This is a genomic window from Arenimonas malthae CC-JY-1 (assembly GCF_000747075.1).
Taxonomy (GTDB): domain Bacteria; phylum Pseudomonadota; class Gammaproteobacteria; order Xanthomonadales; family Xanthomonadaceae; genus Arenimonas; species Arenimonas malthae.
In genome coordinates, this window is sequence record NZ_AVCH01000001.1 from 167837 (window position 1) to 182444 (window position 14608).

Below are 14608 nucleotides of genomic sequence, written 5' to 3' on the forward strand. Positions count from 1 at the left end.
GGGCGTCAGTCCGCCCGGGCCACGGCGCCGGCCAGCGGCGCCTTTTCGCGGGCCTTGCGCATGCGCGCCGACACCGCCTCGCGCATGTCGTCGAGGATGGCGTAGATGGTGGGCAGGAACAGCAGGCTCACCAGGGTCGAGAACGCCAGGCCACCGGCGATGGCGCGCGCCATCGGGTAGTACGGCGGGCCGCTGCCGGCCATCTGCGTGGTGCTCAGCGCGATCGGCACCATGCCCAGGATCGCCGTGCCCATGGTCATCAGGATCGGCCGCAGGCGGTCGCGGCTGCCCTGCACCAGTGCCGCGGTTCGGTCCAGGCCCTGCCGCCTGAGCGTGTTGATGTGCTCCACCATCACGATGCCGTTGTTCACCACCACGCCCATCAGCACCAGGATGCCGATCGAGGCCATGATCGTGAACACCGTGCCGGTGATCCAGAACAACCAGAACACGCCGAAGATCGAGAACACGATCGAGCTCATGATCGCCGCCGGGAACAGCAGCGACTCGAACACCGCCGCCATCACCACGTAGATCATCACCAGCGCGATCAGCGTGTTGAAGGCCATCTGGGCGCCGGCCTCGTCGTTCTGGCGGAACATGCCGTCGAAGCTCCACTGGTAGCCGGCCGGCATGGTCATGCCCGACAGCACCTCCTCCATGGCCTTGCGGGCTTCCGGCGCGGTCACCTTGTCGGCCAGGTTGGCCTGGATGTTGAGGGTGGTGCGGCGGTTCTGGCGGAACACCTGGGTGGACGAGGCCTGCATGTCCACGTTCACCACCGACAGCAGCGGGATGGCGGTGCCGTCCGGCGCGCGCAGGCTCAGGCCCGAGAGGTCCTCGATGCCGAACTGCTCGGCGCCGTCGAAGCGCACCCACACCGGCACCTCGGTTTCGCCGCGGCGGAACTCGCGCAGCGGCGTGCCGCGCAGGGCGATGCCGACGTACTGCGCCACTTCCTGGGCGCTGAAGCCGTAGGACAGGGCGCGCTCGCGGTCGACGCTGATCGCCAGCTCGGAGTTCTGGTCGCCGGTGTCCACGCGCACGTCGCGCAGCTCCTTGCGGGTGGCCAGCTGCGGGATGATGGCCTCGGCCAGCAGCTTGAGCTGCTCGGACGAGTCGCCGATCAGGCCCACCTGGATGGTGTCGTTGCCGCCCTGCCCGCCCTGCTGGCCGCCGCCTTGCTCGAAGCCGACGGTGCCGCGCGCCGACTTGGGCATTTCCTTGCGGATCTGCTCCATGATCTCCAGCGGGTCGCGCAGGCCGCGGCCTTCGCTGCGCAGGGTGACCTTGGTGCCGGCCCAGCCCTGCTCGCTGTACCAGGAGTAGATCTGCTCGATCTGCAGCTCCTCGCGGTTCTCGTCCAGGTAGCGCTCGACCCTGGCCACTTCCTCGGAGATCTGCGGCAGCGAGTAGGCGCCCTTCCACTGGTAGAACATGTCCAGCTCGCGGCTCGGCTCCTGGTAGAAGAAGTCGGTTTTGGTCTGGGTCATGGGGATGACGCTCACCGCCACGATCAGCAGGATGCCGGCCACGCTGGCGCCGCGGTGGCGCAGCGTCCACTCCAGGAAGGCGGCGTAGCGGTCCTGCATGCGGGCGATCAGGCCGGTGCGGGCGGTGGCCGCCGGCGGCGTCTTCATGCGCGCCGACAGCATCGGGATCAGGCTGATCGCGACCAGCCAGGACGCCAGCAGCGACACGGTGATGGTGACGGCGATCTGCACCATGAAGATGCTGATCTGGTTGGTCTCGCCGAACAGGTTCGGCACGAACACGATGCAGTGGCAGAGCGTGCCCGCCGACAGCGCGATGGCCACCTGCTTGGTGCCGACGATGGAAGCCAGCGCCGGGTTCGCGGGGTTCTTCTCGCGCTCCTGGTAGATGCTTTCCACCACCACCACCGCGTTGTCCACCAGCATGCCCACCGCCAGCAGCAGGCCCATCATGGTGAGCACGTTGAGCGTGACGTCCAGGAAGTACATGAAGCCCAGGGTCATCACGAAGCAGATCGGGATGGCCAGGCTCACCATCAGCGTGGACGGCCAGTGGCGCAGGAAGAAGAACAGCACCGCCACCGACAGCACCAGGCCGATGATGCCGGCCTCGGTGAGCTCGAGCAGCGAACTGGTGACGTTCTCGCCCTGGTTGTCGATCAGGGTCCAGCGGATGCCCTTGAACTCCGGCTGCTGGCCGATGCGGTCGATCTCGACCAGCGCGTTGCGCGCCACGTCCACCAGGTTGGCGTTGCGCTCCTTGAAGACGTCGATGCCGACCGCCGGGCGACCTTCGAGCCGGCGGCCGTAGTCCATGCGCGCCGGCTTCAGGCGCACGTCGGCGATCTGCTCCAGGCGCAGGCCGTTCGGGCCCACCACCAGTTCGCGCAGTTCGGAAATGTCGCGCAGCTCGCCCACCGGCTGCACGCGCAGGCGGCGCTCGCCGTCCTCGATGGTGCCGGCCGACACGGAGAAGTTCACGCCCTGCAGGGTCTGGGCGACGGTGTTGAGGCTCAGGCCGTGCGCGGACAGGCGGTCGGGGTCGATGGCCACCTCGATCTCGTTCGGGGTGGCGCCCGAGATCTCCACGCGCGCCACGCCGGGCATGCGCTCGAGCTGGCGCTTGAGCTTGACGTCGATCAGGTCGTATTCGCCGGTCAGGTCCCGCTCGCTGGCCAGGCGGATGCGCAGGATCGGCTCGTCGCTGGTCGAGAACTTGATCACCTGGTAGCGCTGGAAATCGTCCGGCAGGTCGTCGCGGATGGCGTCGATGCGCTCGCGGGCCTCGGAGGCCAGCACCTCGACGTCGCGGTCCCAGTCGGAGAATTCGATCCAGACGCTGCCGCCGTCGGCGCGGCTGAGCGAATTGAGGTTCTTGATGCCCTGCAGGGTGGACAGGGCTTCCTCCACCGGCCGCACCAGGCTGCGCTCCACTTCCTGCGGGGTCGAGCCCGGGTACGGCAGCTCGACCGCGATGAAGGGCGCGTTGAGCTCGGGGAACTGCTCCAGCGGCAGCCGGAAGGCGGCGATCAGGCCGATGACCAGCATTGACACGAAGAACATGATCGCCGTCACCGGACGGCGCAGGCTGAGTTCGGCGATGGTCATGCGTGGGCTCCCTGGGGCTCGCCGGCGTCGCCCAGGTCGATCGGGCGGGCGCGGGCCACGTAGCTCTCGTCGCTGCGGCGGTCCATCAGGTTGTAGACCACCGGGATGACCAGCAGGGTCAGCAGCGTGGACACCGCCAGGCCGCCGATCACGGTGATGGCCATCGGGGCGCGCACCTCGGCGCCCTCGCCGCTGGCCAGCGCCAGCGGCAGGAAGCCCAGCAGCGCGGTCAGCGTGGTCATCACGATCGGGCGCAGGCGCGATTTGGCGCCCTGCAGGATCGCCTCGTGCTTGGGCACGCCGGCGATGCGCAGCTGGTTCACCTTGTCGATCAGGATGATGGCGTTCTTCACCACGATGCCCACCAGCAGGATAAGGCCGATGAAGACCACCACCGACAGGCTCGAGCGGCTCAGCACCAGCGCCAGCACCGCGCCGACGATCGCCAGCGGGATGGTGAACATGATCACGAACGGATGCAGCAGCGATTCGAACTGCGAGGCCATCACCAGGTAGACGAGGAAGATCGCCAGCGCGAACGCGAACAGCAGCGAGGCCAGCGACGCCGCCAGCTCCTCGCCCTGGCCGCCGATGTGCATGCTCACGCCGGTGCCCAGCGGGTTCTTGGCCACCAGCGCCTCCACTTCGGCCACGGCGCTGCCGAGGTCGCCGTAGGCCAGGCTGGAGGAGACGATGGCGACGCGGGTCTGGTTGGCGTGGTGGATTTCGCTGGGGCCGGTGGTGGCGATGACGTCGGCCACCGCGTCCAGCGTGACCGGCACGGCGGCCTCCGGGTTCACGATAAGCTTGCGGATGTCGGCCACGGACGCGCGGTCGGCGGCCTGCGAGCGCACCAGCACGTCGATCTTGCGGTCGCGGAAGCTGTAGCGGGTGGCCACTTCGCCGCGCACCTTGCGCACCACCTGGTCGGCCACCTGGCGGGTGGTCAGGCCCAGCGACGCGGCGCGCTCCTGGTCGAACCGGATCTGGATCTCCGGGTAGCCCTGGGCCACGGTGGACTTGATGTCCACGAAGCGGTCCGAACCTTCCATCAGCTCCACCAGGCGGCCACCGGCGGCCTCGAGCTCGGCCAGGTCGCTGCCCTGCAGTTCGATTTCCAGCGGCGTGGAGAAGCTGAAGATCTCGGGACGACCGAACTTCACCTCGGCGCCGGGGTAACGCTGCTCCATGGTCCGGCGCAGGTTGGCGGTTTGCACGGCCTCGGTGTCGGCGCCGTGGCCCGGGGCCAGCACCACGGTGAGCTTGCCGATGTTCTCGCCCGACTCGGTCGGGTTGGCGTCCAGGCGGGTGCCGCTGCCGCTGACGCCGTAGAGCGCGTGCACGCCCTCGGCGCCGGCGTGCTGCTCCTGCACGCCGCGCATCAGCGAGTCGGTGTCGCGCAGCTGGGTGCCGGCGGGCAGCTTCACGGTCATCTCGAAGCGGTCCTGGGCCAGCTGCGGGATCAGGTCCAGGCCCAGCGTGGGCACCAGGGCCAGCGCCACCGCGAAGGCCGCGGCGGCCGAACCCAGCACCAGCGACGGGCGCGCCAGCGCGGTCGGCAGCAGGCGCTCGTAGCCGCGCGCCGCCCAGTCATAGGGACGCATCACCCAGCCACCCGCCCACGACAGCCCGCGGCCGATGGTGGCGGCGCCGAGCCGGAACAGCGTCGTCACGCCCCACGACAGCGCGAACACCAGGCCACCCACCAGCCAGCCCAGGCCGCGGCGGGCGCCGGCGACCGGCTTGAGCAGCTTGTGCTGCGGGCGCCAATCCGGGTGCGGGGCCTCGGCCGGGAAGGCCATCGGCGCCTTCGCCTTGAGCGAGGACAGCATGGGGATCAGGGTGAGCGAAACGATGAGCGACATCAGGATGGCGATCGAGATCGTCATCGCCTGGTCCTTGAACAGCTGGCCGGCCACGCCTTCCACGAACACCAGCGGCAGGAACACCGCCACCGTGGTCAGGGTCGAGGCCACGACCGCCATGCTCACTTCCTGCGTGCCCTTGATGGCCGCCTCGACGATGCCCAGGCCGCGCTCGCGCGCCTTGGCGATCGATTCGAGCACCACGATGGAATCGTCCACCACCAGGCCGGTGGCCAGCGCCAGGCCGCCCAGGGACATCACGTTCAGGCTCAGCCCGAACTGGTCCATGAAGAAGAAGGTGGCGATCAGCGAAATGGGCAGCGACAGCGAGATGACGAACGTGCTCCAGCCGTCGCGCAGGAAGAAGAAGATGATCAGGATCGCCAGCACGCCGCCCAGCAGCGCGTCGAAACGCACGTCGGCCAGCGCGCTCTTGATGAAGGTGGACTGGTCGTCCACCGTGGTCAGTTCGGCGTCGGCCGGCAGCTCGCGGCGCAGGCGTTCCAGGGTCACCTTGACGGCGTCGGCCACGGAAACGGTGTTGGCGTCGCCTTCCTTGTAGATGGCCAGCTCCACGGCCTCGCGGCCGTCGATGCGGATGATCGCCTCGCGCTCCTTGTAGCCCTGGGTCACGGTGGCGATGTCGCGCAGGCGGATGGCCTGGCCGCCGCCCGGGGCGTTGCCGCCACCCGACGCCGCGCTCTGCGCCGAAGCGGAAGCCGCCAGCGCCTCGGCCGAACCGGTCAGCGCGGCCACGCGCGCGGCCGCCGCGGCGGCTTCCTGCGCGGCGCTGTTGCCACCGCCGGCGGTGCGCGCCGTGACCAGCAGGTCGCGCATCTGCTGCACGTCGGTGAACTGGTTGATGGTGCGCACCAGGTAGCGCTGGGTGCCGTCTTCGATGCGGCCACCCGAGATGTTGATGTTCTCGGCGTTGAGGCGGTCGATGACCGTGCCGATGCCCAGGTTGAGCTGGGCCAGCTTCTGCTGGTCGATCTCGACCTGGATCTCGTCCTCGAGGCCGCCGCCGACCTTCACCGCGGCCACGCCTTCGACCGGCTCGAGCTGCTTCTTGAGCTCGTCGTCGGCGAAGCGGCGCAGGCGCACCAGCGCGGCCTCGCTGTCCTCGGCCGCGGCTTCGCCCTTGCTGGCCAGCACGAGGCGCATCACCGGCTCGGTGGACGGGTTGAAGCGCAGCAGCACGGGCTGCTTGGCCTCCAGCGGCAGGCGCAGGGTCTCGAGCTTGTCGCGCACTTCCAGGCTGGCGCGGTCCATGTCGGTGCCCCAGGCGAACTCGAGCACCACGTCGCTCTGGCCGGTGCGCGACACCGACTTGAGCTTGCGCAGGCCCTTGACCACGCCCACGGCCTCTTCCACCGGCTCGCTGATCAGGGTTTCGATTTCCGAGGGCGCGGCGCCGGTGTATTCGGTTCGCACCGTCAGCGTGGGATAGCTCAGATCCGGCAGCAGGTTGACCGGAAGCGCGCCGAGGCCGATCAGGCCGAACAGCACGAAGGTCAGCGTCACCATCAATACGGTCACGCGCCTGCGGACCGAGAAGTCGACGAGGCTCATCAGCGACCCGCCTCCGCCGCGGCGACGTGGGCAACGTCGACCTCGGCGCCGGCCGCGTCGGCCGTCGGGGCATTGAGCACATCCACCGCGGCGCCGTCGCGCAGGGTGATCTTGCCGGCGGTGACGACCTGCTCGCCTTCGCTCAGGCCCTTGCGGATCTCGGCCAGCTCGCCGCTCAGGTGGCCGGTTTCCACCGGCGTGCGCACCGCCTTGCCTTCTCGCACCACGTACACGGCGGTCTCGCCCTCGCCCTCGAGCAGGGCGATGCGCGGCACGGTCAGCGCATCGGCGCGCTGGTCGTACACCACCTCGATGCGGCCGAACATGCCGGGGCGCAGGCCCTCGCCGCCCGGGAAGGCGGTGACCACGCGGAAGGTGCCGCTGCCGCCGTCCACCACCGGGCTGACGCGGTCGATCACGCCCTCGAACACCTTGCCCGGCATGGCGTCGGCGGTCATGCGCACCGCCAGGCCTTCCTGCATGGTGGCCAGGTCGCGTTCGGGCACGTTGAGCACGGCCTCCAGGCGCGAGTCGTCGACGATGCGGAACAGCGAGGAGTTGAGCTGGATCAGGTTGCCCGGCTTCACCGAGCGGCTGGCGATGACGCCGTCGATGGGCGCCACGATGTTGGTGTACGACAACTCGAGCGCGGCCATCTCGTAGGCGGCACGCGCGGCCTCGAGGTCGTAGCGGATCTGGTCGCTCGCTTCGGCGCTGACCAGCTTCGAAGCCAGCAGTTCCTGCGAGCGGCGGTAGTTGTTCTCGAGCTTGCGCATGGTGGCGCGGGCGCGCTCCATCTCAAGGCGCGGGCGGTCGGGGTCGATGCGGGCCAGCACCTGGCCGGCCTTCACCTGGTCGCCCTCTTCCGCCAGCAGCTGCAGCAGCACGCCGGAGGTCTTGGCCACCACCTGCGCCTCGGACGGCGCCTCGAGGTTGGCGGTGCCCGAGTAGCTGGCCGAGATGGCCCGCCTGGCCACGGCCGCCACTTCCACCGGCACGGCCTCGGACTTCTTCTCGGCCGGCTTGCCGTCCTTGCCCTCGGCCTGGGCGGTTTCTTCGGCCTTGGCCGCGTCGGCGTCGCCTTCGGCGGCCGGCTCGGCGCCGCCGCAGCCCGCCAGGGCCAGGGAAATCGCCAGCGCCAGGACGGCGGTGGTGCGGAGCATCGGGGAGGTGCGGGAGGTCGTCATGGCGAGGCCTTCTGGCGGGGGTGTTGTAGTTGAATAGGACAGTACAGGAGCGCAGCGGGGAACCGTATGTGCCGGAAGTCTGTATGACCCCCGGTGACGGCCGTGCCAGCCACGCCCGCCCCGACCCCTCGTCTCGGGTCGGATGCTCCGGCTATACTTTCGGTTTAACGCCGCCCGCCCGACCCCTTCGAGCCGGAAAACATAATGATCAAGCGAATCCTGTTGCCCGCCGCCAGCCTGGCGCTCGCCCTCGCCGCCCTCCCCGCCGCCGCCAAGGGCGACCCCGAGAACGGCAAGGCGCTCTTCTACACCTGCACCGGCTGCCACGGCATCGTCGACTACAAGAACGCCTACCCGACCTACCGCGTGCCGAAGATCGGCGGCCAGAACGAGGGTTACCTCATCGCCGCGCTGACCGCCTACAAGAAGGGCGAGCGCAAGCACCCGACCATGCGGGCCCAGGCCGAGTCCTTCTCCGACCAGGAGATCGCCGACATCGCCGCCTACCTGTCCAGCCTGAAGACGGCCAAGTGAGGCCCGGGACCATGACCATGATCCGCACCATCGCCGCCCTCTCCCTGCTCGCCCTGGCCACCCCGGCCCTGGCCGCCGCCCCCAAGGGCAACGTCGCCGCCGGCCAGGAGAAGTCCAAGACCTGCGCTGCCTGCCACGGCCCGACCGGCAACGAGTCGCTGGACGCCACCTACCCGAAGCTGGCCGGCCAGTACCCGGAATACCTCGCCAAGGCCCTGCGCGACTACAAGTCGGGCGAGCGCCAGAACGCCGTGATGGCCGGTTTCGCCGGCGCCCTGAGCGAAGAGGACATCGACGACCTGTCGGCCTACTACGGGGCCCAGGAAGGCGACCTGCACGACCTGAGCAAGGTGGACGAGCGCTGATACCGGCGCCACACGCTTCCTGCAGAAAAAGGCCCCGCGATGCGGGGCCTTTTTCGTTTCAGGGTTTCGCCGGCGGCATGTCGCTGGGCTTGGCCAGCGGCTTGCGGCAGTGGAATTCGTAAAGCGCGCGCGTCTGCCGCCAGCTGTCCTGGCTGGTGGCGGAGACGATGCGGTCCCACCAGGCCTGGCACTGGCGGTCCTCTTCGGGGCTGAGCGTGGCCGGGTCGTCGCCGGCGTTCACGACCACGCCGTCGTTGTTGTTGACGATGCCGCAGCCGCCGCCGGCGGCCAGCACCACCACCTGGCAGCGCAGCTTCGATCCCGGGCTGCCGGGGATCGGGATGTCGATGGTCATCGTCGACGCCTCGACCGCGCGCTCGAGCAGTTCGGTGAGCAGGTCGTCGGTGGGGCGCCAGCTCTTGTCGAAGCGCGTGGGCTGGTATTCGAGCACGCGCCGGCGCTGCATGAACTTGCCGGCTTCCTCGATGCCCGGCTGGCGGAAGCCGAAGTTGCGGTCGTCGCCGGACGACTGCGCCAGGTCTTCCGACACCTGTTCGGGCAGGTCGATCGAGCCGTCGGGGTTGTACAGGCTCAGGCCCGCGAGACCGCCGCCCGTGGGCGCGACTTCCACCACCTGCATGGCGCCCGAGCCCGGCGTGGTTTCCGCGGCCTGGCGCTCCGCCGTTGCTTCGGCGGTCGCAGGCGGAGGCGGCGGGCCTTCGGTGAGGGCTTCGTCGATTTCAATCGGCTCCAGCGTCACCGGGTCGATGACGATCCTGGTTTTCTTGGGCTTCTCGCGATCGGGGCGCGGCAGGTCGACCGCGACGCTGGGCGCAGTGCGTTCGACCGTCGGCGCGTCGATGACCGGCGCGAGCGGCACGTCGGCGACGCGCTGCGGTTCGATGGCGGTGCGCGGCGTCGGCGCGAGTTCGGGCGCGGCGGCCGGCACCGGCGGCGCCACCCGGTCGAGCACGGGGGCCGGCAGCGGCGCTTCCATCGCGACCTCGGGCAGCGGCAGGGGCACCGGCACGGGCGACGGCGCGGGCTCGGGATCGGGCACCGGCACCGGGACCTCGATGGCCTCGACCACCGGCGCGGGCGCAGGGGGAAGCTCAACCACCGGCTCCTCGACCGGGGTTTCGACCGGCTCCGGTTCGGGTGCAGGCTGCGGCTCGGGCTCGGGCTCGGGTTCCGGTTCGGGTTCCGGCTCGGGCTGTGGTTGCGGCTCAGGCTGTGGTTCCGGCTCGGGCTGTGGTTGCGGCTCGGGCTGTGGTTCCGGCTCGGGCTGTGGCTGCGGCTCGGGCTCGGGCGGCGGCGGCTCGGGCTCCGGTTCGGGGAACAGCAGCACCAGCGTCGTCTGTTCCGGCGGCGGCGGCCGCGTGACGAAGCTGCTTTGTTCGAACACCCAGAACACCAGCAGGTGGCCGCCGGTGATGATCAGCAGCAACGCGATGCGCAGGTGCAGCGGCAGCGGGTCGTGCTCGGGGATCGGTCGCCAGCGGTGGCCGGCGTCGATCAGTGCCTGGGCGGGATCGTGGGGTTCGATGGCGTCGCTCACGGGCACTGCGCTGGGAGAGGTCGCGCAGAGCCTACCCGGAAGGGGCGGCAAAAAACGGTTAAGCGAAAACCTGGTCCGCCGGCCGTGTTCAGCCGCGGGCTATGTAGGGCGCGCTGCCGGTGCTGTGGTCGGTGGCGTCGCGCACCGCGGTCACTTCCGGGATGCGGCCCATCATCGTCTTCTCGATGCCCTGCTTGAGCGTCACGTCGGCCATGCCGCAGCCGTGGCAGCCACCGCCGAAACGCAGGTAGACCACGCCATCGGCATCGATGGAATCAAGCTCCACGCGACCCTTGTGCGAGGCCAGCTGCGGGTTGATCTCGGACTCGATCAGCCAGCGCACGCGCTCCACCAGGCCCGCGCCGTCGGCCGGCGCCTCGCCCTTGATGCGCGGCGCACGGATGGTCAGCTGGCCGCCGGTGGCGTTGCTGGTGAATTCGATCTCGGCGCCTTCCAGCCAGGGGGCGCTGGGCGCATCGACGTACAGCGTGAAGCCCTGGCAGTCGATCGCCCACTCGTCGCCGAGCAGGTCGCCGTGGTCGCAGAATTCCAGGCGCGCATCGGCGCGCGGCGTGCCGGGGTTCACGGCGGACAGGCGGATGCCGACGGCATCGCCGCCCTGGGACTGCAGCAGGCGCAGGAAATACGCCTGCGCGCCTTCGGAGAGGTTGATCATGGCGCGCATTCTACCCCCGGGCCCTATACTTCGCCCCCACCTCGCCGGAACGCTGTCATGACCCCGATCAGTGAACTCGCCGCCCGCCGCTGCCAGCCGCTCAAGGGCCCGCAGCACAAGCTCGACGCCGCCACCGTGGCCGCGCGCCTGGCCGCCCTGCCCGGCTGGGCCCTGGTGGAAGACGGCACGGCGATCGTGAAGACCTTCCGCTTCCCCGACTACTACCGGACGATGGCCTTCGTGAACGCGCTGGCCTTCATCGCCCACGCCGAAGACCACCACCCCGACCTGGGCGTGCACTACGACCGCGCCGTGGTGCGCTATTCCACCCACGACGTCGGCGGCCTGAGCGAAAACGACTTCACCTGCGCGGCCAAGGCCGAGCTTCTCCTGTAGGAGCGCCTTCAGGCGCGAAGCTGTTCGCCCCCGGTTTGCATATGCCGGGATCGTCCTCGGCGATGGGCCGCCATGCGCAAGTGCGCGTGCCGGGGACGCCGTGAACCCATCCATGGGGGCTCTTCGAAAACGTCCCTGTTTTCGAAGCCCCGGCACGCGCACTTGCGCACGACGTCCCGCGGGATTTCCGGGCCGGAGCGATTTCCAGGGTGCGGCGTGGAGCGTTGTAGTGGCCGATCCGCCGGCCCGGGACCCTTGCCGGGAACGATCCCGGCACCAACCAGCCCGGTCGGGCCTGAAGGCCCTCCTACAGGGATGGCTCAGCCCAGGCGGTCGAGGACGGCCTTGAGGTCGTCGCCGAGCGGCGCGTTGATCAGGTAGGGCGTCTTGCCCTGGTCGAGCGTGAACTCGATCGAGGCTGCATGCAGGAAGAGGCGCTTGAGGCCCGCCTGCTGGGCAAGCCGCTTGTTCGCCTCGGGGTCGCCGTACTTGTCGTCGCCGGCCACCGGGTGGCCCAGGTGGGCGGCATGCACGCGGATCTGGTGGGTGCGGCCGGTTTCGATGCGCACCTCGCAGAAGCTGTGGCCGCCGCGGCGCTCGAGCACCTTGAAGTGGCTGACCGAAGGTTTGCCCGCCGGGTCGACCCGCACCGAACGCTCGCCGCCCTGCAGCACCGACTTCTGCAGCGGCGCATCCACCGTCAGCGTGCCGTTGGGCACCCGGCCCACCAGAAGCGCCAGGTACATCTTGCCCGGGCCCTCGTCGTCCTCGCCGCCGCGCATCAGCGCCTGCAGTTCGAGCAGGGCCGAGCGCTTCTTGGCGATGATGATCACGCCCGAGGTGTCGCGGTCGAGCCGGTGCACCAGTTCCAGCGGCTCGCCCGGGCGCAGGGCGCGCAGGGATTCGATCAGGCCGTGGCTGATGCCGCTGCCGCCGTGGGTAGCCAGGCCGCTGGGCTTGTTCACGGCCAGGATGGCCTTGTCCTCGAACAGGATGCTGGCGGCCAGGCGGTCGAGCAGGCCCTTCGGCGGCGGCCGCTGCTCGCCCGGCTCGTTCAGCTTCACCGGCGGGATGCGTACTTCGTCGCCCCCGGACAGGCGGCTGTCGGCCTTGGCCCGCTTGCCGTTGATGCGCACCTGGCCGCTGCGCACCAGCTTGTAGACCAGGCTGCGGGGCGCGCCCTTGAGCTGCAGCAGCAGGAAATTGTCCAGCCGCTGGCCGTCCCGGTCCGCCGGGACCCGGACCAGTCTCACGCCGGTCGAGACATCGTTTGCCGCCATGGGGGTTGCCCCTATACAATCACTGCGCGAGATAACGTCCTGATTTCGAAGGGGCTCCCCGGCCGAAAGCCGACCCCGCCGAATCCCGAGGAACCGCTACCACACCCCACGGGGGTGACCATGTTAGCCGGTGCCGAAGGCGGACGGATATTGCCGCTGGCCCCTGGGCCTGCGAACACCGGACGCCGCAAGGCGGGGTCCGGGCCCCTAGACCGAACAAACACAACAAGCGCTCCCGCGGGTACGCCCAAGGTTTCGTAGCGCTGGAAGTTCCTGCCAGGCCCGGGTGCGCCATGCGCCCCGGGCCAGAAACATCGGGCGCGGACCCCGGCGTTCCTCGCGGTACGAGCGCGTGAGGAATCCACCATGAAACGTATGCTGATCAATGCCACGCAGGCCGAAGAACTGCGCGTGGCGATCGTCGATGGCCAGAACCTGTACGACATCGACATCGAGCAGCCCTCGAAGGAACAGAAGAAGTCCAACATCTACAAGGGCCGCATCGTCCGGCTCGAGCCGTCCCTCGAGGCGGCGTTCGTGGAATACGGCGGCGAGCGCCACGGCTTCCTGCCGCTGAAGGAAATCTCCCGCGACTACTTCGTCCCCGGCGTCGACCCGAACAAGGCCGGCCTGAAGGAATTCCTGCGCGAAGGCCAGGAAGTGGTCGTGCAGGTGGACAAGGAAGAGCGCGGCAACAAGGGCGCCGCCCTGACCACGTTCATCTCCCTGGCCGGCCGCTACATGGTGCTGATGCCGAACTCGCCCACCGCCGGCGGCGTCTCGCGCCGGGTCGAGGGCGACGACCGCGCCGCCCTCAAGGAGGCCATGGACGCGCTGACCATCCCCGACGAGATGGGCGTGATCATCCGCACCGCCGGCGTCGGCCGCGCCGCCGACGAGCTGCAGTGGGACCTCGACTACCTGCTCCAGGTCTGGAAGTCGATCACCGACGCCGCCCTGTCCAAGCCGGCCCCGTTCCTGATCTACCAGGAATCGCGCCTGATCATCCGCGCCCTGCGCGACTACCTGCGCGCCGACGTCGGCGAGATCCTGGTCGACACCCGGGAGATGTACGACGAAGCGCGCGACTTCATGCAGTCGGTGATGCCGCAGAACCTGCGCAAGCTCAAGTTCTACGAAGATCCGACGCCGCTGTTCAACCGCTACCAGATCGAATCCCAGATCGAAGGCGCCTACGAGCGCCAGGTGCGCCTGCCCTCGGGCGGCTCGATCGTGGTGGACCAGACCGAGGCGCTGACCGCCATCGACGTGAACTCCTCGCGCGCCACCAAGGGCAGCGACATCGAGGAAACCGCGTTCAACACCAACCTCGAGGCCGCCGACGAAGTGGCCCGCCAGATGCGCCTGCGCGACCTGGGCGGCCTGGTGGTGATCGACTTCATCGACATGACCTCGGGCAAGCACCAGCGCCAGGTCGAGGAACGCCTGCAGCAGGCGCTCAAGCAGGACCGCGCCCGCGTGCAGATCGGCCGCATCTCGCGCTTCGGCCTGCTCGAGATGAGCCGCCAGCGCCTGCGCCCGAGCCTGGGCGAATCGAGCCAGATCGTCTGCCCGCGCTGCGAAGGCCACGGCCGCATGCGCAGCGTGGAATCGCTGTCGCTGTCCATCCTGCGCCTGGCCGAAGAGCACGCGATGAAGGAGAACACCGGGCAGGTGCTGGTGCAGGCCCCGCCGGAAATCGCCAACTACCTGCTCAACGAGAAGCGCCGCGCCCTGATCGAGATCGAGCAGCGCCACGACGCGCCGATCGTCATCGTCGCCGACGACCAGCTCGAGACCCCGCACTTCAACATCAGCCGCCTGCGCGAGAACGAGCTGGGCGAGGAAGCCGGCAAGCCGAGCTACCACCGCACCACCCCTCGCAAGCTGGCCGTGCATTCGCTGACCAAGGCGCACATCAACGTGCCCGACCTGCCGGCCGTCACCGCCGTGCGCCCGCCGAACCCGGCGCCGGTGCGCGAGGAAGCGCCCGCGCCCGAGGCCGCGCCGGCCCCGGTGTTCGTGCAGGCCCCGGCGCCCAAGCGCGGCTTCCTGGCGCGCCTGATGGCCGTGT

General features: G+C 69.5%; 10 protein-coding genes. 4 read left to right on the forward strand and 6 right to left on the reverse strand.

What is annotated here, in order from left to right; translation table 11 throughout:
* Nucleotides 1-5: 5 nt before the first annotated feature.
* The 3 genes from N790_RS00790 to N790_RS00800 are packed head-to-tail and all read right to left on the reverse strand — an operon-like array spanning nucleotide 6 to nucleotide 7725.
* Nucleotides 6-3101 (reverse strand): efflux RND transporter permease subunit, encoded by a 3096-nt coding sequence (locus N790_RS00790; RefSeq protein ID WP_043799589.1) that lies wholly within the window; start codon nucleotides 3099-3101, stop codon nucleotides 6-8.
* The gene (locus tag N790_RS00795) at nucleotides 3098-6538 is read right to left on the reverse strand and encodes an efflux RND transporter permease subunit (RefSeq protein ID WP_052385559.1); all 3441 of its coding nucleotides are present in this window, start codon (nucleotides 6536-6538) and stop codon (nucleotides 3098-3100) included. Before N790_RS00795 ends, N790_RS00790 begins: the two co-directional genes overlap by 4 nt.
* Nucleotides 6538-7725 (reverse strand): efflux RND transporter periplasmic adaptor subunit, encoded by a 1188-nt coding sequence (locus N790_RS00800; RefSeq protein ID WP_043799591.1) that lies wholly within the window; start codon nucleotides 7723-7725, stop codon nucleotides 6538-6540. Before N790_RS00800 ends, N790_RS00795 begins: the two co-directional genes overlap by 1 nt.
* Nucleotides 7726-7929: 204 nt before the next feature.
* On the opposite strand from N790_RS00800, the gene N790_RS00805 reads away from it, so the two are divergent.
* Nucleotides 7930-8259 carry a c-type cytochrome gene (locus N790_RS00805; RefSeq protein WP_052385560.1) on the forward strand — a complete coding sequence of 110 codons (330 nt, stop codon included), beginning with the start codon at nucleotides 7930-7932 and terminating at the stop codon, nucleotides 8257-8259.
* Nucleotides 8260-8276: 17 nt separating this feature from the next.
* Entirely contained in the window at nucleotides 8277-8624 is a 348-nt protein-coding gene (locus N790_RS00810; RefSeq protein WP_211251931.1) for a c-type cytochrome, read from the forward strand.
* Nucleotides 8625-8682: 58 nt separating this feature from the next.
* On the opposite strand, the gene N790_RS16540 is transcribed toward N790_RS00810, so the two are convergent.
* Both N790_RS16540 and N790_RS00820 read right to left on the reverse strand, forming a co-directional pair.
* Nucleotides 8683-10182: a hypothetical protein gene (locus N790_RS16540; protein WP_052385561.1), complete on the reverse strand. Its 1500-nt coding sequence runs from the start codon at nucleotides 10180-10182 to the stop codon at nucleotides 8683-8685.
* An 88-nt stretch (nucleotides 10183-10270) separates the two neighbouring features.
* Nucleotides 10271-10858 carry an NfuA family Fe-S biogenesis protein gene (locus N790_RS00820; protein ID WP_043799596.1) on the reverse strand — a complete coding sequence of 196 codons (588 nt, stop codon included), beginning with the start codon at nucleotides 10856-10858 and terminating at the stop codon, nucleotides 10271-10273.
* A gap of 57 nt (nucleotides 10859-10915) precedes the next feature.
* Here N790_RS00820 and N790_RS00825 point away from each other — a divergent pair, with 57 nt between their 5' ends.
* Entirely contained in the window at nucleotides 10916-11254 is a 339-nt protein-coding gene (locus N790_RS00825) for a 4a-hydroxytetrahydrobiopterin dehydratase (protein WP_043799598.1), read from the forward strand.
* Nucleotides 11255-11574: 320 nt separating this feature from the next.
* Here N790_RS00825 and N790_RS00830 read toward each other — a convergent pair whose 3' ends face one another.
* Entirely contained in the window at nucleotides 11575-12534 is a 960-nt protein-coding gene (locus N790_RS00830) for an RluA family pseudouridine synthase (protein ID WP_043799600.1), read from the reverse strand.
* A 366-nt stretch (nucleotides 12535-12900) separates the two neighbouring features.
* Here N790_RS00830 and N790_RS00835 point away from each other — a divergent pair.
* The coding region (locus tag N790_RS00835; RefSeq protein ID WP_084062456.1) for an Rne/Rng family ribonuclease at nucleotides 12901-14608 on the forward strand (1708 nt) is incomplete at its 3' end.